The 24095-nt window shown below is 44.9% G+C and carries 19 protein-coding genes and 1 tRNA gene; 12 read left to right on the top strand and 8 right to left on the bottom strand.

Features of this window, described 5'->3' with window-relative positions; all coding sequences use genetic code 11:
- Positions 1–484: 484 nt before the first annotated feature.
- Together BT112_RS07795 and bioD are read left to right on the top strand one after the other, a co-directional pair.
- The gene (locus BT112_RS07795; protein WP_072316801.1) at positions 485–1642 is read left to right on the top strand and encodes an aminotransferase class I/II-fold pyridoxal phosphate-dependent enzyme; all 1158 of its coding nucleotides are present in this window, start codon (positions 485–487) and stop codon (positions 1640–1642) included.
- Between the two features lie 62 nt (positions 1643–1704).
- Complete coding sequence (gene bioD, locus BT112_RS07790; protein WP_072316800.1) at positions 1705–2328, top strand: dethiobiotin synthase; 624 nt, start codon at positions 1705–1707, stop codon at positions 2326–2328.
- On the opposite strand, the gene BT112_RS07785 is transcribed toward bioD, so the two are convergent.
- On the bottom strand, positions 2325–3821 hold the full coding sequence (locus BT112_RS07785; RefSeq protein WP_072316799.1) for an ArnT family glycosyltransferase: 1497 nt from the start codon (positions 3819–3821) through the stop codon (positions 2325–2327). The genes bioD and BT112_RS07785 overlap by 4 nt on opposite strands.
- Positions 3822–3881: 60 nt before the next feature.
- Between BT112_RS07785 and bioA the strand changes: the two genes are divergently transcribed.
- From bioA to BT112_RS07770, 3 genes are all read left to right on the top strand, one after another.
- Positions 3882–5153: an adenosylmethionine--8-amino-7-oxononanoate transaminase gene (bioA, locus tag BT112_RS07780; RefSeq protein ID WP_072316798.1), complete on the top strand. Its 1272-nt coding sequence runs from the start codon at positions 3882–3884 to the stop codon at positions 5151–5153.
- 124 nt (positions 5154–5277) lie between these two features.
- A complete protein-coding gene (locus tag BT112_RS07775) occupies positions 5278–5874 on the top strand; it encodes an SET domain-containing protein (protein ID WP_072316797.1) in 597 nt (198 codons plus the stop codon).
- Between the two features lie 22 nt (positions 5875–5896).
- Positions 5897–7057, top strand: a complete 1161-nt coding sequence (locus BT112_RS07770; RefSeq protein WP_072316796.1) for a beta-ketoacyl synthase N-terminal-like domain-containing protein — start codon at positions 5897–5899, stop codon at positions 7055–7057.
- 76 nt (positions 7058–7133) lie between these two features.
- On the opposite strand, the gene BT112_RS07765 is transcribed toward BT112_RS07770, so the two are convergent.
- From BT112_RS07765 to BT112_RS07755, 3 genes are all read right to left on the bottom strand, one after another.
- On the bottom strand, positions 7134–7877 hold the full coding sequence (locus BT112_RS07765) for a succinate dehydrogenase/fumarate reductase iron-sulfur subunit (protein ID WP_072316795.1): 744 nt from the start codon (positions 7875–7877) through the stop codon (positions 7134–7136).
- Positions 7878–8008: 131 nt separating this feature from the next.
- A complete protein-coding gene (locus tag BT112_RS07760) occupies positions 8009–10018 on the bottom strand; it encodes a fumarate reductase/succinate dehydrogenase flavoprotein subunit (protein ID WP_072316794.1) in 2010 nt (669 codons plus the stop codon).
- A gap of 9 nt (positions 10019–10027) precedes the next feature.
- Positions 10028–10690: a succinate dehydrogenase cytochrome b subunit gene (locus BT112_RS07755; protein WP_072316793.1), complete on the bottom strand. Its 663-nt coding sequence runs from the start codon at positions 10688–10690 to the stop codon at positions 10028–10030.
- Between the two features lie 301 nt (positions 10691–10991).
- Between BT112_RS07755 and BT112_RS07745 the strand changes: the two genes are divergently transcribed.
- From BT112_RS07745 to BT112_RS07720, 7 genes are all read left to right on the top strand, one after another.
- Positions 10992–12284 (top strand): aminopeptidase P family protein, encoded by a 1293-nt coding sequence (locus BT112_RS07745; RefSeq protein WP_072316791.1) that lies wholly within the window; start codon positions 10992–10994, stop codon positions 12282–12284.
- Positions 12285–12422: 138 nt separating this feature from the next.
- Positions 12423–12496 (top strand) — tRNA-Ala (locus tag BT112_RS07740).
- Positions 12497–13387: 891 nt separating this feature from the next.
- The gene (locus tag BT112_RS22200) at positions 13388–13648 is read left to right on the top strand and encodes a DUF4236 domain-containing protein (RefSeq protein WP_072316790.1); all 261 of its coding nucleotides are present in this window, start codon (positions 13388–13390) and stop codon (positions 13646–13648) included.
- 3 nt (positions 13649–13651) lie between these two features.
- Positions 13652–13819: a hypothetical protein gene (locus BT112_RS21795; RefSeq protein WP_175545763.1), complete on the top strand. Its 168-nt coding sequence runs from the start codon at positions 13652–13654 to the stop codon at positions 13817–13819.
- A gap of 94 nt (positions 13820–13913) precedes the next feature.
- On the top strand, positions 13914–14321 hold the full coding sequence (locus tag BT112_RS07730; RefSeq protein WP_072316789.1) for a hypothetical protein: 408 nt from the start codon (positions 13914–13916) through the stop codon (positions 14319–14321).
- 1 nt (position 14322) lies between these two features.
- Positions 14323–15582 (top strand): MraY family glycosyltransferase, encoded by a 1260-nt coding sequence (locus BT112_RS07725; RefSeq protein WP_072316788.1) that lies wholly within the window; start codon positions 14323–14325, stop codon positions 15580–15582.
- A 6-nt stretch (positions 15583–15588) separates the two neighbouring features.
- Positions 15589–16515 (top strand): hypothetical protein, encoded by a 927-nt coding sequence (locus BT112_RS07720; protein ID WP_072316787.1) that lies wholly within the window; start codon positions 15589–15591, stop codon positions 16513–16515.
- 78 nt (positions 16516–16593) lie between these two features.
- On the opposite strand, the gene BT112_RS07715 is transcribed toward BT112_RS07720, so the two are convergent.
- From BT112_RS07715 to BT112_RS07700, 4 genes are all read right to left on the bottom strand, one after another.
- Positions 16594–17439 (bottom strand): endonuclease/exonuclease/phosphatase family protein, encoded by an 846-nt coding sequence (locus BT112_RS07715; protein ID WP_072316919.1) that lies wholly within the window; start codon positions 17437–17439, stop codon positions 16594–16596.
- An 11-nt stretch (positions 17440–17450) separates the two neighbouring features.
- On the bottom strand, positions 17451–19217 hold the full coding sequence (locus BT112_RS07710) for a RagB/SusD family nutrient uptake outer membrane protein (protein ID WP_072316786.1): 1767 nt from the start codon (positions 19215–19217) through the stop codon (positions 17451–17453).
- A 13-nt stretch (positions 19218–19230) separates the two neighbouring features.
- Positions 19231–22743: a TonB-dependent receptor gene (locus BT112_RS07705; protein ID WP_217652339.1), complete on the bottom strand. Its 3513-nt coding sequence runs from the start codon at positions 22741–22743 to the stop codon at positions 19231–19233.
- A gap of 174 nt (positions 22744–22917) precedes the next feature.
- Positions 22918–24069 (bottom strand): FecR family protein, encoded by a 1152-nt coding sequence (locus tag BT112_RS07700; protein ID WP_072316785.1) that lies wholly within the window; start codon positions 24067–24069, stop codon positions 22918–22920.
- Positions 24070–24095 lie beyond the last annotated feature (26 nt).

Below are 24095 nucleotides of genomic sequence, written 5' to 3'. Positions count from 1 at the left end.
GGGAGAGAGGGGTGTAAAAAACAAGAGGCCCGGAAGATCCGGGCCTCTTAATTAACCAACCAAAACTTTAAATTATGAAAACTTTACTTAAAGTTACAAAAGGGCACCACCCCTTTTGATGATACAAAGATATGTCAGAAATCTGCATTTGGAAATGCTTTTAAGAAACTTTAACGCAAAGCGGCGCAAAACAATATTTTTTGTTAAGGAACTTTAGGTAGTTTGCAAAGAAAACCGTTCCTTGTTGATGGGTTGCTATGCCCTGTGAACACTGGGATCGCCCTGTTTTTATTTACGAAAACGTTGTAGTAGTTTCGCCCGCTGTTTCTCCCTGAAGTTTCGGTGCGGAAACGTTCCCGTAGCTATGTTACAAAAATAGAATAAAGCTTGATATATCCACCCCGAAAAGACCTGTTTTTCTCCTCGTTTTAAACAATGTTATTAACGGTGCAGGGCTTTCCTGTTTTTTTTACCTTTGGTTCTTATGGAATTTCCGAAAAAGTTAGCGAAAAGATTAGAGGAACGTGTGGATCGCGATGCATTGCGCAGACTTCCCGGGCCCGTGTCGGGGGTAGATTTCTCTTCCAATGATTACCTGGGACTTTCAAAATTGCCGGTAGTGGCAGAGGAAGCGGCCCGTATACTCCGGAAAAGCACGCCTGTCGGAAATGGCGCCACAGGATCTCGTTTGTTGACGGGGAATCATCTGTTGTACGCCGGGACCGAAGCTGTGCTTGCCGATTTTCACCGGGCAGAAGCCGCGTTGGTATTTAATTCCGGATATGATGCCAATATCGGTTTTTTTTCCAGCGTTCCGCAGCGGGGCGATATGGTGTTTTATGATGAGTGGATACACGCGAGTATTCGCGATGGCATGCAAATGGGGCTGGCAGACACTTATAAGTTCAGGCATAATGATATGGCCGATCTGGAGGATAAAATAGCGAGGGTTATTGACCGGTGTGCCACAAAAAACCTGGGGGGACATTGTTATATTGTAACCGAATCGGTTTTTTCCATGGATGGCGATTCGCCCGATCTGGAAGCGATAGCAGGTCTTGCGGAAAAATACGAAGCTTACCTTGTGGTTGATGAAGCCCATGCCGTGGGAGTATTCGGAGATCAGGGAGAAGGCCTGGTACAGGAAAAAGGACTTCAGGATCGCGTTTTTGCGCGGATCGTTACCTTTGGTAAAGCTATGGGATGTCATGGTGCCGCTGTACTCGGGGCACAATCCTTAAAAGATTATCTCGTGAATTTTGCCCGGAGCTTTATGTATACAACCGCAATGCCCATGCATTCCCTCGCGGTTATACAGGCAGCTTACAGCAGGTTGGCCGATGCCTGGCCTGGACAGGAACTCAGGCGTAATATCAGCTTTTTTAAGACTGTGGTCGAAGAACTGGGACTGACCTCAACTTTTGTCGATAGCGATTCTTCTATCCATTGCTGTATTGTTCCGGGAAATGAAATGGTGAAGAAAACAGCCCTGAAACTTCAGGAGCAGGGGTTTGAGGTAAAAGCCATTCTTTCTCCTACGGTCCCTGCAGGGCAGGAACGTCTGCGTTTTTGCCTGCACAGTTATAATACGGAAAAAGAAATTTCTGAAGTTCTGAAGCTGTTGGCTAACTTTGTGCTTTAGAAAGACTGATTTTCCGATACCATTCGGAGCTCTATTGTCTTTCGGGAAAAAGAAAATAAAGCATGAACAGACACTTTTTTATAACAGGCATCTCTACCGAAGTCGGGAAAACCTTAGTTTCGGCCATTGTTACGGAAGCTCTTGAAGCCGATTACTGGAAGCCGATACAATCTGGAGATCTTGACGACTCGGATTCGCATAAGATAGAGCGGCTTATTTCCAACCCGAAAACAAAAATACATCCCAACAGTTACGCGCTGAAAACACCGATGAGCCCTCATGCGGCTGCGGATATTGACGGTGTCCGTATCGATACGACGAAAATCGTTACCCCGCAGACGGCGAATGACCTCGTTATAGAAGGTGCAGGAGGCTTGCTGGTACCACTCAATGAAAAAGAAACCATAGCCGATCTGATAAAACCCGGGTATAAGGTGATACTGGTATCGCGGAATTATCTCGGAAGTATCAATCACACATTACTCTCTGTCGAAGCTTTAAAGCACAGGGGGATCGATGTATCCGGTATTCTCATCAGCGGAGATGAAAACCCGTCGACAGAAAGCATCATCGTCAAGATGTCCGGGGTGTCTATTATCGGAAGGATTGCAGAAGAATCCCATTTCGATAAGGCGGTGGTCCGGAAATATGCGGATATTCTCGCGCCTGTTCTTTCGGCACTTTAATCGATTCTTTGGTATATCTGGGCTTCCCCGATCTGTTTTAATAATCGGTAGCGTTGTGCGAGTACTTTTTTAAAATAAATGTTATCCGGTGTGTCGTCCTGGATAAAGGGTATTTTCCCCCGTTCCGTAACAATGATTTCCGGATTTATCACCGAACATATATAACGCAGTTCTTCGATACTGTCTTTTCTGGGGTTGTCGTAGAACGGGTATAACTGTTCGCGGTCGAGATTTGAAGGATGTGTAACCGATTTGGTCGGTGGTTGCTCGTCTATAAGCCAGTAACCAATATGGTTTTCGAGAAAAAATACGGATTGAACATCACCCACATGGTTCCTGATGTACCTGGGAACTTCGATTCCTTCGCCGTTATACAGGGATTTTCCGTTCAGGACACGGTCTCCGAGAACAATGTATTCCTTAATAGGTTCAAACTGTATCAGAAGAATGACCGCGGCAGCGACGGGAGTGTATGCTACTTTTGCAAACCAGTGAATATGGCTTACGACAACGGCCAGGGGCAGGATAAGGAAGGGATATAGTTGTATGAGATAATGACTGTTGACCTCTCCGGATTGAATAAAAGAAACCATGGTCCCGGCCAGGCCGAGCAGGATATAGGTGTAGTTTTTGCACCACTTGGGGAAACATCTTTTTTTACGGTTGATAAAAATGAGAAGACCGATAACAGCTATGAATGGTATAAGGTCTATAAAGGCCTTGATGTTATTGGCAGGGTCCGGGGTGTCGTAATGAAGCGGCGCCATGATGACGGATTCCCACCATACCTCCAGCAACCCCTCGGCATAGTAGGGGAGGGCGGTTAAAATGAAAGGTATTGCAACTCCGATACCGTATATAACTCCACTCTTTAGACAGGTGACAGTGTTTTTCTCACGGAATTCAAAATACATGAGTCCCAGTCCTGTAAATAATATGGGATAAGCCAGATTCAGTTTTATCATGGCAGCAATACCAAAGAAGAGTCCGGCTGTAAAAATATGCCTGTTTTTCGTGGCCTTGATCAGAAACCAGAATCCGGGGACTGAAAAAAGCATCGACAGATGCTCGGTCATGACCCCCTGGACATTCCCGAAAAGGCTGGATAGGAATACGTAAAGCATGCCGCACCAAAACCCTACTTTTCTTCCGGAAATACGATCCCCTATTTTAAACAGGTATAGTGAAGTTATAGCAACGCAAATGGTGCCGGCCAGGCGTATGGCGATAAAGCTTTTCCCGAAGATTTTAATGATAATGGCAAAGAATAAAAAGGCCAGGGGAGGTTTCAGGTCCCAGAGATGAGTATAAGGCAGGTGGCCTTCCGCCCAGGATTGTCCCATGAGAATAAAGGTGCTTTCGTCCCGGTCTATATAATCCCGAAAGAAGAAAGGAAAGCGGATAAACAAAGCTGCTCCCAGGAAAATCAGGAATATCTGATATAATTTGAGGGGGCAGTACCTGATGTTAATCCCTTGTTTTAATACGTTCAACGTTAGTCAGTTTTAGCTACAATTCTCATCTTTGCAAGATAATATAAATAACGAGTTGGCATGAAAAATATTTCAGAACGTGATAAAAAGCATCTCTGGCACCCTTTGACACAGCATAAACTACACCCGGAATCCCTTGCTGTTACCAGGGCCAAAGGAGCTGTGCTTTATGACGAAAACGATAAAACTTATATAGATGGTATAGCTTCATGGTACACCTGTGTGTACGGGCATTGTAATGATTTTATCATACAAAAAGCCTATGAGCAGATGCAACGGCTGGATCATGTGGTGTTCAGCGGCTTTACACATGAGCCTGCGGTAGCGCTGAGTGAAGCACTCATGGATATACTGCCTGACAACCAGGAAAAGCTTTTTTTCTCGGATAACGGTTCCACAGCTTCCGATGTCGCTATAAAGATGGCTTTACAATATCATTTTAACCGGGGGAACAAGCGAAATGTGCTGGTCGCTTTCGAAGAAGGTTTTCACGGCGATACTTTTGGTGCCATGTCTGTTTCCGGACTGTCGGTATATAACGGTCCTTTTGAAGATTTTTTCCTGTCCGTAGAGCGTATACCGGTTCCGGACGGAGAGAATAACAGGGAGGTTGCAGATAAGCTTCGGAGCATTGTAGAAAAGGGCACTGTGGCTGGTTTTATCTATGAGCCTCTGGTGCAGGGTGCCGCTGCCATGAAAATGCACGATGCCGAAGGGCTGAACGCACTGATCGGTATATGTAAAGAACACGATGTCGTAACTATAGCGGATGAGGTGATGACCGGTTTCGGAAAAACGGGTAAGTACTTCGCTTCCGAATATATGCGGCATAAACCGGATATCATGAGTATGTCCAAGGCACTTACGGCAGGAATGTTGCCTATGGCAGTTACCAGTTGTACACAGGAGATCTATGATGCTTTTTACAGTGATGATATATCCAAAGGCCTGTTCCACGGGCATACGTACTCTGCAAACCCGGTAGCCTGCTCGGTAGCGCTGGCCGGAATTACTCTGCTGAGATCGGAAGAAATGCAGGCCCATATACAAAGAGTAACGGAGGCACATCGCAGGTTTGACGAGGAGATAAAACATCATCCAAAAGTAGCTTCAACCAGGCAGCTGGGGGTGATCTACGCGCTGGATCTCCGTGTAAAAATGGAGCGCTACGGCAACCTGAGGGATAAACTTTTCCGTTTTTTTATGGGGAACGGTGTATTTTTAAGACCTCTGGGGAATACGATCTATATTCTGGCGCCCTATGTCGTAACCGATGAGCAGTTGCAGCAAATTTATAATGTTATCGGGAGGGCACTCGACGAGGTGTTGTAGCATATTTTAGCCTTGTATTCGTGTGGGAAAAGGATTTCTTTATGAAGTGTGGAAATTTTTTAAGGGCGTAGGTGAAACGAATCCGAAAATGATATACATTCGTAGTATGATATGTGTACTTTAAATGATTCATCCGCATACCGAGCTGCAATTTATTTCAGATGAAATGGGTTACGGCGTAGTGGCTACCAAGTTGATCCCCAAGGGAACAATTACCTGGGTCCAGGATAAGCTGGACATTGTGCTCTCTTCCGCTCAGATCGATGCTATGAGCGATTTTTACAAGAATATTCTCGACTTTTACACTTTCCGGAACAACAAGGGAGATTATGTCCTTTGCTGGGACCATGCCAAGTATGTAAATCACAGTTTCCGGAGCAATTGTCTCACCACACCTTATGACTTTGAAATTGCTATCAGGGACATTTACCCGGGAGAACAATTGACAGACGATTATGGTTACCTGAATATTTCCCGTCCGTTTCGTGGAATACGGGAAGGTACGCGAAGGCGAATCGTATATCCGGATGACCTGTTGAAATATCATAAGAAATGGGATAAATCCATCGCGGAAGCCTTTGTACATATTACCGATGTAGAACAGCCTTTAGAGGAAATACTGGCCCCGGATATTCTCGAAAAAATAAAAAATATCAGCCAGGGAGAGGAAACACTGGACTCTATATTGTCCTGCTACTTTCAGGAAGGGGAGGATAATTGATTACCTTTGCAGGCAAAAAGTTTTGCATACACCAATATCGATCACGGCACTAGCCTCGGTCTCCGCATTGGGAAAGGACCGGGGTTCCGTATGGGAAAGTTACCGGAAACCTGACCACCTTATTACAGAAAGAGATTTCGGCTTTGATAAAGCTTTTGTATCCGCACTTTCCGATCTTGAAGACGAAGAAATCGGCAAGGTAAAGCGTGCGGATCTAAAATATAAGAACCTGGATAATTCGGTGCTTTTTGCCTTATATGCCTCCAGAATGGCAGCTGACCTGGCAGGTTGGGGTAAAGGAGCGGTCTTCGGTGTAAATATCGGGTCTTCGAGAGGGGCAACAGGACTTTTCGAGAGTTACCACCGGGAATTCCTGGAGCGCGGTAAGACCAGTACGCTCGCATCGCCGACAACTACCCTGGGTAATATTTCTTCCTGGGTAGGCCATGACCTGCAGACCAACGGTCCGCAGATTTCCCATTCCATAACCTGTTCTACGGCCTTGCATGCCTTGTTAAACGGTGTGGCCTGGATACGCTCGGGTATGGTTGATAAGTTTCTTGTAGGAGGCAGCGAAGCCCCGTTAACCCCTTTTACGATCGCCCAGATGAAAGCCTTAAAGGTGTATTCGAGAGGATCGGATGGCGGTTACCCGTGTCGTGCCCTGGATATGAACAAGACAGCTAATACCATGGTGCTCGGTGAGGGTGCCGCGGTGGCTTGCCTTGAACGGGGAGAGCTTAACCAGGCCCTGGCAGTGATCGAAGGTGTCGGGTATGCCACGGAAGTTCTTCAGCATAATACATCGATCTCTGCTGATGCAGACTGTTTTCAGGGTTCCATGCGAATGGCGTTGGGGGAAATAGCACCTGGTAGTGTGGATGCGGTGGTCATGCATGCTCCGGGTACGATTAAAGGAGATAGTTCCGAGTATAATGCCATCAGGAAAGTATTCGGAGAAAAAATGCCTGCACTGACTACCAATAAATGGAAAGTAGGACATAGTTTCGGGGCTTCCGGAATGCTCAGCCTGGAACTCGGAGTGCTGATGATCTCGGAGAACAGTTTTGTGCCCGTCCCTTTCGGGGCTGCCCAGGAATGGTCCGGAAAGGTGGAAAGAGTAATGATCAATGCGGTAGGTTTCGGAGGAAATGCGGTGAGTGTGTTACTGAGGCGGTGTTAAGAGCACTCGTAGTACGATATAAAAAAAGGACAAGCATTTCGGGCTTGTCCTTTTTTATGTGAATGATTATATAAGCTTATTTAACGCTGGCTTTCAGGTACTCCCGGTTCATTCTTGCGATGTTTTCCAGGGAGATCCCTTTGGGGCACTCTATTTCACATGCTCCGGTATTGGTACAGTTTCCAAAACCTTCCAGGTCCATTTGTTTTACCATGTTCAGCACGCGTTCGGTAGCCTCTATACGACCCTGGGGTAGCAGGGCAAACTGTGATACCTTGGCAGAGGTAAAGAGCATAGCGCTGGCATTTTTACACGCGGCTACACAGGCTCCGCAGCCGATACAGGTCGCCGCATCGAAAGCTTTGTCCGCTTTTTCTTTTTCTACCGGTATAGCGTTGGCATCCTGGGTGTTTCCGGAAGTGTTGACAGAGATGTATCCCCCGGCGTGTTGTATCCTGTCGAAAGCACTGCGGTCTACCACGAGATCCTTGATTACGGGAAAAGCTTTGGCGCGGAAAGGTTCGATATAGATAGTGTCCCCGTCTTTGAATTTACGCATGTGCAACTGGCAGGTAGTAATGGCTCTGCCGGGACCGTGAGGCTCCCCGTTGATCTGAAGAGAACACATACCGCAAATACCTTCACGGCAGTCATGGTCGAAAGCTACGGGCTCTTTTCCTTCGTTTATCAACTGGTCATTGAGAATATCCAGCATTTCCAGGAAAGAGCTATCCGGTGAAATGTTCTCTACTTTGTATGTTTCCATGGCCCCTTTCGCATCTGCGTTTTTCTGGCGCCATATTTGTAGTGTGAGATTCATTTGTTAATTCGTTATGCGTTATACTATTGTTGAGACCGGGGCCCCGCTACGGAACCTTATTAAAGCTCCTTGTTTGAAATGCACGGCGTGCATCGCTTATTATGGAGACGCCGCTTATGGCGTCTTTATGCCTATTTGTAGGAACGCGTTTTCAGTTCCACATTATCGAATTTAAGATCCTCCTTGTGCAGGATGGCTTCGGAAGGTTTGCCGGTATATTCCCATGCGGCCACGTAGGTAAAGTGTTCGTCGTCTCTCCTGGCTTCACCTTCTTCTGTTCGGTACTCTTCCCTGAAATGTCCTCCGCAGGATTCGTTTCTTTCGAGGGCATCGCGTGCAAACAGTTCTCCCAATTCGAGGAAGTCGGCAACACGGCCTGCTTTTTCGAGTTCCTGGTTGAATTCGTTCGGAACTCCGGGAACACGGACTTCTTTCCAGAACTGTTCGCGAAGTTCGGCGATTTCATGGATAGCTTCCGAAAGTCCCTGCGCATTTCTGGCCATTCCCACCTTGTTCCACATAATGTGCCCGAGTTTTTTGTGGAAATAGTCTACAGAGTGTTTTCCGTTATTATTGATGAGTTGTGAAATACGATCGGTCACGTGCTTCTCCGCAGCATCAAATTCGGGGGTATTTGTAGGGATGGGACCGGTACGGATATCGTCCGCAAGATAGTCGCCGATAGTGTATGGCAATACGAAGTAGCCGTCTGCAAGTCCCTGCATCAATGCGGAAGCCCCGAGGCGGTTGGCTCCGTGATCGGAGAAGTTGGCTTCTCCGATGGCATATAACCCCGGTACAGTAGTCATCAGGTTGTAGTCTACCCATATACCACCCATAGTGTAGTGTACGGCAGGATAGATCTTCATCGGTGTCTTGTACGGGTTGTCGTCTGTGATCTGCTGGTACATGTCAAATAGGTTGCCGTACTTGGAGGCTACGACCTCTTCTCCGAGTTGCAGGATCTTTTCCCTGGAGGGGTTGTGTACCCCTTGTATATGAGCCTGTTCTTTACCGTAACGTTCTATGGCAGATGAAAAATCGAGGAATACTCCTTCGTTGGTGCTGTTGTTGATGATTCCGAATCCGGCATCGCAACGTTCTTTGGCAGCCCTCGAAGCCACATCTCTCGGTACGAGGTTACCGAAAGAAGGATATCTTCGTTCCAGGTAATAATCCCTGTCTTCTTCTGCAATGTCCGTAGGTTTTAATTTTCCTTCGCGTACGGCTTTGGCATCTTCCAGTTTCTTCGGTACCCAGATACGTCCGTCGTTACGAAGCGATTCGGACATCAGGGTCAGTTTTGACTGTTGGTCGCCGTGTACAGGGATACAGGTAGGGTGTATCTGCGTGTAGCACGGATTGGCGAAATAAGCCCCGCGCTTGTGTATTTTCCATGCTGCGGTAGCATTGGAGCCCATGGCATTGGTAGAGAGGAAGAATACGTTACCGTATCCGCCGGAAGCAATGACTACGGCGTGTGCCGAATGTCTTTCGATTTCACCGGTGATGAGGTTTCTTGCAATAATCCCTCTTGCCTTACCGTTTACCAGTACTACGTCGAGCATTTCGTGACGGTTGTACATGGTGATCTTCCCTTTGGCGATCTGCCGGTTCATGGCAGAATAGGCGCCCAAGAGCAATTGCTGTCCGGTTTGTCCCTTGGCATAGAATGTCCGGGAGACCAATACTCCCCCGAAAGACCGGTTGTCCAGGAGTCCGCCGTAATCACGGGCAAAAGGTACGCCTTGGGCGACACACTGGTCTATAATATTGGCGGAAACTTCCGCAAGCCGGTACACGTTAGCTTCGCGGGAACGATAGTCTCCTCCTTTGATCGTATCGTAAAACAAACGGTAAACGGAATCTCCGTCTCCCTGGTAATTCTTGGCAGCGTTAATACCTCCCTGGGCAGCGATAGAGTGTGCCCGTCGGGGAGAATCCTGGTAGCAAAATGCTTTTACATTATATCCCAATTCGGCCAGGGTTGCCGCTGCTGATCCGCCGGCAAGCCCCGTACCCACGATGATAACATCGATCTTACGTTTGTTGGCAGGATTGACCAGCCGTATATTGTTCTTATAATTAGTCCACTTGTCTGCGAGAGCGCCTTGTGGTGTTTTGGAATCTAAAGAAGCCATAATTGCGAATTATAGTGAATTGAAATAATGAAAAAGAGCGATGAAAATAAATCCTAACGGGATAAGTATAGCATACGCCTTTCCAATTTTTTGAACCGCAGGGGTGTACTTATTGTTGAATCCGACCGACTGAAAAGCGGAACTGAACCCGTGCAAAAGGTGCAGGGCCAGGAAAACAAAAGCCAGACAGTACAAACCTACTCTTACGGGATCACGGAATTTAACCACGAGTTCCCCGAAATATCTGTTGGGATCTTCCGGCAGTGCATGAACATATTTGTGCGCAATCTCCGGAAACCAGAAATCGTAGAAGTGAAGCCCCAGGAAAGCAAGGATCACTATACCGCTGTATATCATGTTCCTGGACATCCAGGAAGAATTGGCATTACCGTTGTACTTGACGTATTTTACATTTCGGGCACTCTTATTCCGGACCTCGAGAATGAATCCCATAACAAAGTGGAACACAACACCGAAAATAAGTATGGGTTGCATGACAAACTGTATCAGAGGATTGGTTCCCATAAAGTGGGACAGTTCATTGAACATGTCGGCACTGAGGACCGAACTGAAGTTAATTAAAAAATGTTGTAAAAGAAAAATTAACAGGAAAAGCGCAGAAAGAGCCATGGAAACCTTTCTGGCAATGGAGGATTTTATAATTCCACTCATCGGTTTTGTAGTTTTTTAACCTGACAAAAATACTGCGGAAGAAGATTTTGGCAAAACTTTGGCTCTTGTTTTCTCGGGAATTTAGAATGAGTATAAAGAAGGAGGTGTTTTTTAAAGTGTAATTTTTGAAGAAGTACAGCCTTCCCGAAAAGGGAGAGGAAATGTCCGGGAGAGGTTTTGCAGGACACTTTGTTACATTTTAAACTTTGGGAGAATAAAATATAGAGTTCTGATACAAATTTATACTTTTGTTTGGTGGCGATAGTGCCGCAAATATCAATTTTCAAAATATTTTCCGAATATGAAATACGACCCTATAGACAGGAATCTGTTTGTGAAAAACCGCGCCAAGTTTACCGCAAAAATGAAACCCAAGAGTATAGCGGTTTTTAACAGTAACGATATTTATCCCATAGGTGCGGACAGTACTATGCCTTTTCAGCAGGCCAGGGACATTTTTTACCTGAGTGGGGCAGACCAGGAGGAGACCATCCTCGTACTTTTTCCGGATGCGTCAGATGCCAGGCACCGGGAAATACTCTTTGTCCGGGAGACCAATGAACACATAGCGATCTGGGAAGGTGCAAAACTGGACAAAGAAAAGGCCTATGAGGTGAGTGGTATCAAAACCGTATACTGGCTTAAGGATTTCGAAAAGGTTTTCTTCGATATTATGACCGAAGCCGAAACAGTTTATTTCAATACGAACGAACACTATCGCCAGGCGGTAGAAACCCAGACTCGCGAAGACCGCTTTATCAGTTGGTGCAAGGAAAAGTTTCCGGCACATCAATGGGAGAAAAGCAATCCCATACTCCAATACATCAGAGGGATAAAGGAGCCCCAGGAGATCGAACTCATGCGGCAGGCCTGCGAAATTACCGAGAAAGGATTTAAGCGGGTGCTCGGTTTTGTCAAACCCGGTGTGTGGGAATATGAGATCGAGGCCGAGTACATGCATGAGTTTCTTCGGAACCGGTCCAGAGGATTTGCCTATACGCCTATCGTAGGCTCGGGGTTCAGTGCTTGTGTACTTCATTATATAGAGAATAATCAGCAATGCAAGGACGGAGATATGCTGCTGATGGATGTAGGGGCAGAATACGCTAATTACTCCAGTGATATGACCCGTACCATCCCTGTAAACGGACGCTTTACAAAACGGCAGAAAACGGTGTATAATGCCGTGCTCCATGTGAAAAAGGAGGCTACGAAAATGCTGGTACCCGGCACGCTCTGGGCCGAATATCATAAAGAAGTAGGGAAGATAATGACTTCCGAACTGCTGCGTATCGGGCTGCTCGACAAAGCGGATGTACAAAATGAAAACCCGGACTGGCCGGCATACAAAAAGTATTTTATGCACGGAACCTCCCATCATATCGGACTGGATACCCACGATTACGGTGCCTTAAAGACCCCGATGACCGCTAATATGGTATTTACCGTAGAACCTGGTATATATATACCCGAAGAAAATATGGGAATACGACTGGAGGATGATATGGTGATCCAGGAACAGGGAGAACCCGTGAACCTGATGAAAAACATTCCGCTTGAAGTTGAAGAGATCGAAGCGTATATGAATAAATAACCGGTTTCCCGAACCGTATATAAGGGCCGACCGGAGTGTTGGCCTTTTTTAATTTTTTTTTGCGGCAAAACAAAAAAAATGCGTAATATTGCCCCCTGAAACGGAATAAATATAATTCTGTTATTTATATTGACATTCGGGGATGTAGCTCAGTTGGCTAGAGCGTTTGACTGGCAGTCAAAAGGTCGTGGGTTCGAATCCCATCTTCTCCACTAAAATTGTTAGAAGACAAAGCAAAATCCCGCATAGCATTAATGTTTGCGGGATTTTTTATTTCAGGCATATTCGATTAATATCAATTGCATGTCTAAAACGGCTATCCGCCGGCCTTTCCATCTTTTTAAAACGCCCGTTTTTTTCTTAACAAGCTGGTTTTACCGTATCTCGCAGCATGTAGTACAGGACAAAATATTGATCCGGATCAACGGAATCCTAAAACAAACAAGACTTTAGGGTAATCTACGGAGGTTACCACCTTTTTAGGGAAGGCTACAGAAGCTATGAAGATGAATTCGATTAAAACAGAATAAGAATCAGTAGTTTTAGGAGCTTTAACCGGAGCGTATGAGAATAAGAGTACTTCTTTGTAGTAACAAATGAGGCTGTCTAAAAAGTCAAGGCAGCCTCATTTTTATTCGGGTAGGTATCCGAGAAAAATCTCAAATACGCAAATCTCAGGGGGTTGAAAAAACTTTTTAGACGCCCCCATTTTTTTGTTGTATTTGGGCCGATTAGACTCAATAATTGGCTGATAATGTACAATTGACAATATAAAACTGGCCTCAGTTTGAGTATGATTCATCTGAAATAAATTGCAGCCCGGTATGCGGATGAATCATTTAAAGGACATATATCATTGGTACTCCCTTTAGTTATACCTGTCAGTAGAAGCCTGTAAAATCTTCGGAAAAGGGATAAGCAAGATTTCTCATCGATAAAAAAGCGCAACCGCCCCGTAGAGAAGGGGAGAGGAGCTTCGTAGCGCATCTTTAAGCCAAAAAATTTGACAGAAAAAAATCCGGAATGCGGGAAGCCGTAAAATTTTCTTTTTCGTAGAGTTTAAGTTTGTGCCATTCAATTGGTTATCACTTAAATAAAAACCTATGGGACTACGATTTCAGAAGCGGATAAAGTTGGGGAAAGGATTGGGTGTTACTATGAGTAAGTCCGGGCTCTCTCCCAGTTTTCGGACCAAAGCAGGCTCCCTGAGTTCAAGAGGAATTTCTATCCGGACGGGAATACCGGGCTTGACCTTCAGAAAATCCTTATCGGGATTTTCAGGGAAAGGATGCCTGGTGGCACTATCCTTTTTTTTGACCTTGGGAGGGTGTATTGCTATAGGTATAATCAGAATTATTTTTTGAGTTATGAGGTACAGAAAAGGATACTACAGAAAGGACGGGACCTACGTCCAGGGACACTATGTGAATGACCGGAGCAAAAAGGGCAGGGGGAGCGGGAAAAATGCGGGATGTCTGGCATTGCTTGTTCCGGGCTTGTTAGCCTTGTGGAGTGTTATCCGCGTTATGTGGTGAGATCCATGTGCCTGAAGATTTTTTTACACAGACAACGAATCAATTAAACCATGTAAATAAAACGAATCAATTAAACCATGTAAATAACAAGACGATGAAAACACATGTGATCTCCACAGCGTTGAAGGGGCATTTTCTGCGCCTGTACCAAATTGCTTTCTCCGATGATAATTTTGATGTTCTGGAAATGCGTATGCTATACAGGTTTGCAGAAGATCGGGGTATCAGCAAGGAAGCGCTGAATGATGTGCTGCTCAATCCTTCTCATCAAACTGTGATCCCCGAAGAACTATCGCAGAAGGTAGCATATCTGTACGATCTGGCTATTATGATATGGGCCGATGGCAAAGTTACCGAAGACGAGCATATTGCTTTGAAAAAATACTGTATAAAATTCGGTTTTATGGAGGACCATATCGAAGAATTAACCCGCTTTCTCCTGGAAAAAGCCAGGGATGGTATGCCCCTGGAAATTTTATTGGAACAAATTAAAACCATGTGATATGAGTGCGTTGAAAGATATTTTTACCCTGAAAAAAAATGATACGGTAGCCGGAACGCATACCGGACATGATGAAAAGCAAATAAAACTTACGTTTTTTGAGAGTGGTTACGGGTCTTCCAAACAGGCCCAGGGCAATCCGACGGTATTCCGGGCATGCCTGCAAAATGTGTATATGGACTATAAAGGGAAATGCCGGCAAAACGAAGAGCTGCAAAAGGAATTACGAAAACCTTACGAAGAAGAGAAATCAAGACAGGATACGGAACTTAAAAAACGAAAAACTGTTCTGGGAATTATGGAAGAGTCTATCCGGGATCTCGAAAACAAAATAACCTCTTACCGGCATGATATGGTAGAGGTCAAGAGAAATCCGGAAAAATACGGGATAGAGATCGACAAAAGACCAAAGGCGCAGTTCTATATCGGGTTGGCCGTCTTGATCCCCATAACCTTTTACCTGCTGGTTTTCTACATATCGGCTTCCTTCTCGGCCTTTTTTAAAAATTTTGTGACCACAGCACTCACCAGCGCGATTTTTAGCGGGCAGGCCATAGCAAAAGCTATGGAAGACGGATGGCTTACCGCCGTATTTGTGGCTACCATACCTTTTGCTTTTATGGGATTGGGATATCTTATACATATGTTCCAGAAGCGAAAAGGAAAATGGAATTACGTAAAGATCATTTTATTATTTATGGTGACTTTCGTTTTTGATGCGATCCTGGCATATATGATTGAATACAAAATTTACGAAATAGAGAAAACCCCCAGTTCGCCGCCATTTGATCTGAAGATAGCGCTCTCTTCCGTAGAATTCTGGGGGATCATTTTTGCAGGTTTTGTCGTGTATATTATCTGGGGCCTGGTGTTTGATTTTATCATGAAGGAATACGACAATTTCGATAAGATAAAGTCCTTTATTAAAACCCGTGTCGAGGATATCAAAAACAGGGAAAGGGACCTTTTGGAATACGACAGGAAACTACAACCCATAAAAGAAGAGATTTCCGGTATAGAAGGGAAAATAAGTGATTTACAGCGCACCATAGACGGATTTATATTTTCCAACAAACACTATCTGATGTATCATGCCGAGTACGTAAAAGGATGGTTTTTGGCTATTGCAGATGATGTGCCTTCTGAAAAGCGCCGGGAAGAGTTGCTGAGCCGGTGTGTGGAAGAGGAGAAAGGGCATCTTGCCGATCACCAGATCGACAATGAAAATTATGAAGGAAGACTGTATAAGCTTGTAAATTAAATAACTATGAGATATTATTTATGTTGTGGTATAGGCTTGTTTTTAGTGTTGATGGCCTGTAAGAAAGAACCGGCGAAGGCCGTTGCTGATGTATTGCAGAACAAGGATGTGGCCGCTGTTTCCGAAGCGAAGGTCGGGCCCGCCAAAGTCGATATGAACATCAGTGTATTCCTGGATCTTTCGGATCGCATTGATCCGGAGAAGTATCCCAATCCCGCTATGGAATTTTATGAAAGGGATCTGGGATATATCAATGCGGTGACGCGCACTTTTGAAAACCATGTGTTGCATAAAAAAATAAGGGAGATTAATGATTATCTGCAAATTTATCTCGATCCCGAGCCGGCAGATAAAACGTTGAATGCAAAAATCAGGTCATTGAATACGGGGTTTAACAGGTACAATGCACATAAAGATTCTATATTGGAAACATCGCGAAAGTACGATAGCATAACCCGGATTATCTATGAGACTGCTATCGCCGACCAGGATTTTGTAGGATCGGATATCTGGGGGTTTTTTAAGACCAAAGTGAAAAGCCTGTGCGTACGGAAGGGGTTCCGTAATGTTCTTGTAGTGCTCACCGACGGCTATATCTATCATGAAAATACCAGGATAAAACAAAGGAACAGGACGAGTTATTTCACGCCCCAGGATATACGAAGAGAGGGCCTTAATTCAGGAAAGTGGATGAAGAGAAAGGAAGAGGGGGATTACGGCCTTATCCCGGCTATCGACGGACTCGATTCGTTGGAGGTTCTTGTACTGGGAATTAATCCGGATAAGAAGAATCCTTATGAAGCGGATGTTATGGTCAGCTACTGGGGGGAGTGGCTTCTGGCTATGGGCGTGAGGCGATTTGAAATAAAAACAGCCTTATTGCCCGCGGATATGAATAAGATCATCGTTGAGTTTTTATCTGATAATCCTTGACAGGGAGCTTGTGGTTTACATGAAAAACCGATTGCCACCGCAGTAGCAATCGGTTTGTGAAGAACATTTTTTTTCGATTTACCTGGAAAGCGTTATGTAGGCAACCACCGGGAGGTGATCGGAAGGATAGCGCTGCTCTTTATAGTCGGTAAGTACGGCATATTTCGATACGTTGAAATCTTTGCTCACAAATACATAGTCGATACGTTTTTTAAGCGGAGCATCGAAACGAAATGCGTTGGCTGTACCTATGGGACCATAAGGAGGGGTTACTGTTGCCGAGAAAGTGTCCTGTAAAAGGGATCGCATACGCTGTATCTGCTCGGTGTCCGGGGTAGAATTGAAATCTCCGGTACAAATTACGGGCATATCACCGGCAATGCTCTTTATTTTTTCGACCATGAGTTTCCCTGATTCTTTACGGGCAATAATTCCCCGATGGTCGAAATGTACGTTAAAAACGTAAAACACCGTATTGTTGTTTTTGTCTTTCAGTTTTACCCAGGAGCAGATACGATTACAGCAGGTGGCATCCCATCCTTTTCCGGGATTTTCCGGTGTTTCACTAAGCCAGAAGTTTCCTGAGTCCAGTTTTTTGAAACGTGCTTTTTTATAAAATATAGCCGAATGCTCTCCTGCTTCCTTACCATCATCTCTGCCTGCACCGAAATAGGTATAATTTTTTAGTTCGAGCAGATCATGTAACTGATGTGAGAAACCTTCCTGTGTGCCCATGATGTCAAAATCGTGATACCGGATGAGACTTTTGACATTCTCTTTCCTGTATTTCCAGGAGTTTATACCGTCTGTAGGGGTATCCATACGCAGGTTATAGCTTGCTATCCGTATTACTCCCGGCGACTGCTGCCCGGATACAGGTAATCCAAGTATGAACAAAAATAAAATTGATAGTAGTTTCTTCATGACATTACTGTTTATTCCCATCCCGGGTTTTGCCCTAAATTTGTGTTTTGTTCATAATCGCCTTGAGGTATAGGGTATAGATATTTGCGATCTTCCCATTGTCTTTGTCCGGGGTTGTATATGAGCTCCCCGGAACTTCCGTTGGAAAGTTTTCTTCCTCCTTCGGAAGTGTCGGAGGAGACATCGATCATTACTACAGAAGGATTCGAAGGCTGTGGTCTTTCTCCCTGATAGAAGCATACGTCCATAATACCGTCTCCGTTGAGGTCCTGTTCTCCGAGTGCTGCTACATATATTCCGTTCATCGGGGCCTCTTCGAAGAGTTCTCCCAGATGCCAGCGCCTGAGATCATCAGGACGAAGGCCTTCGAAGGTAAGTTCTATGGCTCTTTCCCGCAGTACTTCAAGCAAGACGGGGTTAGTAAATTTTCCCTTATAATACGCAACCATATAGGGGTCGGCTGTTACCGGCATGCTGGTCAGAGTAGGACCGGCTATTCCCGCTCTTTCTCTGAGGGCTCCTATGGTGGTGGCCCATTCGGCGTCATTCATCTTTCCGAGCTCGGCCAGTGCTTCTGCCTTGTTGAGCAGTACTTCCGCCCAGCGCATTATAATATGGGCGTTATCGTTACGGCTTTCGTCATCATAAGGGAAACGTTCGTCGTAACACCATTTTATAGGCTGGTACCCCGTGTAGGACTGGCTGAGATTGGGAGGAGCGATTACCGGAGTACCGTTTTCGGTACGTTGGTAATCCCCCAGGCGAATGGTTTGCTGTAGACGGAGGTCCCGGTCCTTGACTTCCTCTGCAAAGGGGGTAGCCTCATAATCGGGATTATCGGTAAACGGGGTTCCGTCCAGTTTTAAATATGTATTTACGAAATTCCTGGTAATGGACGGACGATCGCCGTATGTGGGGCTGATAAAACGCCGGTTGGCGGAGTTATATATCTGTAAAGAAGGGTCCAGCAAGACGGCAAGTATGGTCTCATCGGCAAAAGGGGATGGTGTAATAAACAGTTCCCGGTACGACCGCGTGTTGTCTGCGGCCTGGTGAAGGCTGAAACCATTGATGCTGTTGGCTTCATCGATGACTTCCTGATACCAGCTTTCTGCAGTACCCTGCATACCGTAACCGGTATGATATTTACGGAAAGATGCCTCGTAAAGGCATATCCGTGTTTTATAGGCGCGGGCAACATTTCGGGTAATACGTGAACAGGACGGGTCACTGGTAAGAGCAATATTCTCTATCGCGTAGTTGAGATCGTCCAAAACGTTTTCCATAACCTCAAACCGATTGTCCCGGGACGCATATAGTGTTGTGGAATCCTGTACTTCTATAGGGACCTCTATCCATGGTACATCGCCAAATCTTTTTACCTTTTCAAAATAAAACAACGCACGAAAGAACCTGGCCAGACCTATATAATTTTCTTTTGTGCCGACTTCACTGGTTTCTGCATTTTTAATAAAATAGTTGATGTTTCGCAATGCTCCCCAACTCCATCCGGTGCTGGTTATAGGACTCAGAGCATTGGGTACAAGATAGCTGTCTACACCTCGGCGGGCAACATAATCGGAAGTATTATCTATGGTAAATACTCCGGTGTCTGTACCTGGAAGATTGTCGTAGAACGAATTTACGTATAATTCCATACCGCTTTCAGAACCAAAAATGGCATCTCCGTTTGCGGTTGCCACCGGGCTCTCGTCAAGGTCACACGCCCAAAGCGACAACAGTATAAAGCTTGCTAATATATATTTATAAAGTTTCATTATTGTTTAGGTATTAAAAGTTAACAGACAATCCGAAAGAAACGGCTTTCATCATGGGATAATTATAGCCGTCACCACTGGTTCCTCCGCTCAGATCCCGGTCGGAACCGTAGATATTGGTAACATCGGTATCTTTAGTCCATTTGTACAGGGGGGACCAGGTCCACAGGTTCTCGCCAGAGAGGTAAACCTTAAGATCGGAAGCCCCTATTTTGGATGCGATATTCTCCGGGAAGGTATAACCCAGTTGTATGTTTCGGAGACGTATGTAGGCCACATTCTGTAAGTAACGGTTGTTGGGATGATCATTGAGCTGACTATACCCGACCAATCTGGGAAGGTAAGCATCGAAATTGCCTTCTTCCTCACGGAACATATTGTCTTTATGCCAGCTGGGATATGGATTATAGGGGCGGTTGTACTGACCCCAGAATCGCGATTCGCTCGAAGGGAACCAGTCCTGTTTAAGCACCCCCTGAAAGAAAGCGGAAAAGAAAATGCCATTCCAGTCGGCATCGAGATTGATCCCGTAGATGTAGCGGGGTTCGGAATTTCCGATGACGGTTTTGTCTCCGGGATTATCTACGGTATTTTCTCCGTGATAAATGATGTCATCCCCGTCCAGGTTTTTATACTTGAGGTCTCCTATATAATTCTGTCGGGTATTGGTACTCTGCAGATTGGACTGGCTGGGTGAGTTGGCTATTTCTTCTTCCGACCGAAAGAGGCCTTCTACCTTGTACCCCCAGATTTCACCGACCCTTTGACCTTCGTAATAATCGGTAAGAATCTTTCTGTCGTTATTGTATTTGGTAATGATAGCCCATGAATCGGACATGTTGATACCTATTCCATAATTAAAAGGTTTCCCTTTTGCAAAAAAACGGTCTTTCCATTTTACGGATATTTCCCATCCTGTAGTTTCCAGGTCTGCATAATTTCCTTTAGGAACACCGGTGCCGAACACGGCAGGCAGTGTAGGGCCTACGGTAAACATATCTTTTGTCCACCGGCGATATAGATCTCCGGTAAAAGTGAGTCGGCTTTTGAGCATAGAAAAATCAAGACCAATATTTCCGGTGGTAGAAGTTTCCCAGGTAAGCCCGGAAGGTACAACACCCGGCTGACCGGTTTGCTGGGGACGTATGCCATTAATGACACGTCCGGACTGATTGATGGAGAAATTTTCGGTAAAGGAATAGGCATCTATATTTCCGTTGCCCAAAGAACCGTAAGAAAGTCTGAGTTTGAGATTGGATATCAGGTCAGGGCTGACCTTCCAGAATGACTCTTCCGAAACACGCCAGCCAACGGAGGCCGAAGGGAAAAACGCCCATTGCTGGTTTGTAGGGAACTTCGAAGAACCGTCGTATCGCCCGTTGAATTCCAACAGGTAGCGTTCCATATAGTTATAGTTCAGCCTGAAGAAACCACCTGCGATTTTCCATTTTTCATAACCTCCTTGTGTCGTTATACTTTGCCCGAGTGCAAGGTTAATATCATTGGCATCTTCATAAACAATTCCGTTACGGCGGGCAAGAAGGTTTTCGTATGTAGACTGTTCATAGTTAAAACCGAGCAGGAAATGTAAGTTGTGTACTTCTCCAAATGATTTGGTATAATCCGCATACAGGTTGGTGGCCAGATATTCGGTAGTTTGCCTTCTTTCCTGGAGGTCATTGGTGTTTGTTCCGGTATATCCGATAATGCCTTCGTAACGACTGTAGGGTACTTGTACCCGTTTTTGTTTTTGAGCTATGTCCGTGGTCTGATATGTGAAATTTGCCCGGAGGACGAGGCTTTTTTCCAAAAACTCTGCTTTTGCAGCAACCTGGTTTTTTAAAAATCTCCGATCCGTGTCTATTCCGTTGCGACCTATGTAATAATCTCCGACAGTATATGCAGCGGGAAAAGAAAGTGTACCGTCAGGATTGTTCAGGGGGGCCAGGGGATGCCCCTCATCGGCCATATTCCGCCATATTCCGCTTCCTTCTCCTACATTGAGAGGCTGATGATATTTCATTTTGGAAAACTCGGTATTATTGGTCACCGATAACCAATCGGTAAGCTGTATGCTTCCTTTTGCCCGAAGATTATACATGCTATAATCGTCGGAATTATAGCGGAATAATCCGTCCTGTTCATTGTACCTGCCGCTGAGATAGAAATCGGTTTTGTCATTTCCGCCTGAAAAACTAAGGTTGTGGTCCTGTGCCATGAAGTGATCTTTCATGAGCACATCATACCAATCCGTGCTGTTGTAATACATATATTCCCCGGTTTCAGGGTTAATCTCAACACGGGGGAGGGAAGGGTCTTCCCAATGTCTTTTAATCTCAGCCAGGTATTCCGGTGAAAAAGGCATGGTTTTGTTTATAGCCGTAGGAGTGGTCCCGTTATCATTCCAATTGGACCAGGCATCACTAAAATTTTTGGCCCAGGGGTATGATTCGGTTATATTGTCCGGGACAGTGGTAGGTGACTTCAAGGAAAAATTGGTTGTATATGATATTGATGTCCTGCCTTTTTTAGCAGATTTGGTAGTGATCAATACAACACCGAAGGCGGCCCTTGCGCCGTAAATAGATGCAGAAGCAGCATCTTTTAGGACTGATATACTTTCGATGTCATTAGGGTTTAGCATGCGGGGATCGCCTTCAACCCCATCGATAAGCACCAGGGCATTACCTCCTTGTCCTATAGAGGTTGTCCCCCGGATATTAAATGATGGAGACTGGGTGGGCTTCCCGTCCAGCATGCGGATATTGAGGTTGGGAATAACCCCCACCAATCCTTGTGATACGTTGGGTATAGGACGGTTTTCAAAAATCTCTCCTCCGACCTGGTCTACCGCGCCGGTAAGATTTACTTTTTTCTGCGTGCCATACCCTACAACAACTACTTCTTCCAGATTGGTATTATTTTCCTGAAGTACCAGTTGAAGGTTCTTCTCATCTCCTACGGGAATTTCCAGTTTTTCGTATCCCAGATAGGAAATTTCGAGTATCGCTTCCCGATCGGAGACGATTATGGAGAACAAACCATCGAAATCGGTAGTGACCCCGTTATTTGTCCCTTTCTCAACTACGGAAGCCCCGGCGAGCGGAACGCCATTCTCATCTGTTACCACACCTTGTATGGGCGTGCCCTGGATGGCTGTTTCCGGTGCCGGATACAGAATAATCTGACTGTCGATTATCTTGTGTCTAATGTTAAATTCTTTTAAAAGTCGTTTCAATACTGTCGATAGTGGTTCGTCCTTTGCTTTTACCGATACAACTCTGGAATAATCCAGTTCACTGTCATCATACATGAATTTGTAAGAAGTTCGGGCTTCTATGCGATGAAGAATTTTCTCCAAAGGGACATTATTGTAGTTTAAAGATACTTTGGTGCTTTGCCCGTAGGTGGGAAGGGCCCGGATCTGAAACAGAGAAAAGATGAGTAACAATAGGGTTAATTTCATTTTCAAATTGCTCTTGAGCCTGAAATGGATATATATTTCAGGCTTACACAGTTTTTTCATACTTTTGATGTACTTATTGGTGATTAATGGTTTTTGTTGATCACAAATTTTTTGAATCGGAGAATGGTGGCTCATTTTCCGATTTTTTGTAATCACTTCTTACAATGGCCGATAGTTTTTTGTACTATTCGGGTTAGTTCGGAATCATTTTTACATAGGCAGTGATTTTTGATTTTATTCTATAGTTATTGTATTTCCGTCAATACGATAATTCAGCTCGTAACCGGAACGAAAAGTTTCCATGACCTGTTGAATGGTTTCCACATCAAAACTTGCCGTAAATTTCTTGTTCTGAAACTCAGTATTCATATTCCGGATTTTTACGTTGTAATGGCGCTCCAGTTTTTTTACAATATTTTCAAAAACAGTATGTCTGAAAATTATTTTACCGTCGATCCACGAGGTGTAAAGGTCCGTTTCAGTTTCGCTTATGTGCACACTTCCAAGAGCTTTATCCCACATGGCTACCTGCCCTGGTTGTAACAGTACCGCCCGGTTAGGATCATAATTCTCCCCATTCGGATAAAGACTGACCGAACCTTCGATGAGTGCGGTGTGTATTTTTTTGTCTTCAGGATAAGAAGAAAGGTTAAACTCCGTACCGAGAACGCGTACATTTATATTTTCCGAACTTACTATAAAAGGGTGTTGGGGGTTTTTGGTAATCCTGAAATAAGCTTCCCCTTTAAGAAAGACCTTTCGTTCACCTTCTGTAGAGAAGCTGCTCGGGTATTTTATGGTGGTCCCGGAATTGAGAGTAATCCGGCTTCCGTCGGAAAGCGTAAGGTCGAATGTTTTTGCATAAGGAACCGTAAGGGTGTTGTATTGTGTTTCGGTAATTCCGGTACTGGTAATACTGTCCGTATATATCAACTGCTTTCCTTTTTGTGTTCCGATGATATTGCCTTTAGTGTCCTGTACGTACATACTCCCTTCTTCGTCCAAGATTTTTATATTACCGTTGCTCAACTGAAGCGTAATAGCTTCCCGGGATATTTCTGGAGCCTTTGTCTTGTGCTGGCCGTCAGAAAGTATCCGGTATCCACCTGTGCCAAGACTTAACATTATCAATAAAACGGCGGCATAAGGCCATATTTGCTTGTAATTATATGTAGAATGAAAAGATCGTTTTTTGAACTGTTTCCATTCCGAATCGATATTCACTTCTTTTGAAGAAACGGGAAATTGAGAAGCCGTATAATCGGCCTTTATCCTATAAAAAAAATCTTCATTAGCCTTTGACAGGCGAATCCATCGAAGTATCTTTTTTTTGTCTTCTTCCGAAGCAAGTCCTTTAAATAACAGAATCAATTTTTCTCTTTTCATAGTTTCCCGTTCCGGTATGTCTTTAT

This window comes from Sinomicrobium oceani (genome assembly GCF_900119185.1).
Taxonomy (GTDB): domain Bacteria; phylum Bacteroidota; class Bacteroidia; order Flavobacteriales; family Flavobacteriaceae; genus Sinomicrobium; species Sinomicrobium oceani.
The sequence above is the reverse complement of the archived record's forward strand: the minus strand, read 5'-3'. Positions and strand labels throughout refer to the sequence as shown.

Excerpts from the sequence above, each read along its gene's own strand:
- BT112_RS07795 (WP_072316801.1), top strand. The coding sequence starts at position 485 with ATGGAATTTCCGAAAAAGTTAGCGAAAAGATTAGAGGAACGTGTGGAT.
- bioD (WP_072316800.1), top strand. The coding sequence starts at position 1,705 with ATGAACAGACACTTTTTTATAACAGGCATCTCTACCGAAGTCGGGAAA.
- bioA (WP_072316798.1), top strand. The coding sequence starts at position 3,882 with ATGAAAAATATTTCAGAACGTGATAAAAAGCATCTCTGGCACCCTTTG.
- BT112_RS07775 (WP_072316797.1), top strand. The coding sequence starts at position 5,278 with ATGATTCATCCGCATACCGAGCTGCAATTTATTTCAGATGAAATGGGT.
- BT112_RS07765 (WP_072316795.1), bottom strand. The coding sequence starts at position 7,877 with ATGAATCTCACACTACAAATATGGCGCCAGAAAAACGCAGATGCGAAA.
- BT112_RS07760 (WP_072316794.1), bottom strand. The coding sequence starts at position 10,018 with ATGGCTTCTTTAGATTCCAAAACACCACAAGGCGCTCTCGCAGACAAG.
- BT112_RS07755 (WP_072316793.1), bottom strand. The coding sequence starts at position 10,690 with ATGAGTGGAATTATAAAATCCTCCATTGCCAGAAAGGTTTCCATGGCT.
- BT112_RS07745 (WP_072316791.1), top strand. The coding sequence starts at position 10,992 with ATGAAATACGACCCTATAGACAGGAATCTGTTTGTGAAAAACCGCGCC.
- BT112_RS22200 (WP_072316790.1), top strand. The coding sequence starts at position 13,388 with ATGGGACTACGATTTCAGAAGCGGATAAAGTTGGGGAAAGGATTGGGT.
- BT112_RS21795 (WP_175545763.1), top strand. The coding sequence starts at position 13,652 with ATGAGGTACAGAAAAGGATACTACAGAAAGGACGGGACCTACGTCCAG.
- BT112_RS07730 (WP_072316789.1), top strand. The coding sequence starts at position 13,914 with ATGAAAACACATGTGATCTCCACAGCGTTGAAGGGGCATTTTCTGCGC.
- BT112_RS07725 (WP_072316788.1), top strand. The coding sequence starts at position 14,323 with ATGAGTGCGTTGAAAGATATTTTTACCCTGAAAAAAAATGATACGGTA.
- BT112_RS07720 (WP_072316787.1), top strand. The coding sequence starts at position 15,589 with ATGAGATATTATTTATGTTGTGGTATAGGCTTGTTTTTAGTGTTGATG.
- BT112_RS07715 (WP_072316919.1), bottom strand. The coding sequence starts at position 17,439 with ATGAAGAAACTACTATCAATTTTATTTTTGTTCATACTTGGATTACCT.
- BT112_RS07710 (WP_072316786.1), bottom strand. The coding sequence starts at position 19,217 with ATGAAACTTTATAAATATATATTAGCAAGCTTTATACTGTTGTCGCTT.
- BT112_RS07705 (WP_217652339.1), bottom strand. The coding sequence starts at position 22,743 with ATGAAAAAACTGTGTAAGCCTGAAATATATATCCATTTCAGGCTCAAG.
- BT112_RS07700 (WP_072316785.1), bottom strand. The coding sequence starts at position 24,069 with ATGAAAAGAGAAAAATTGATTCTGTTATTTAAAGGACTTGCTTCGGAA.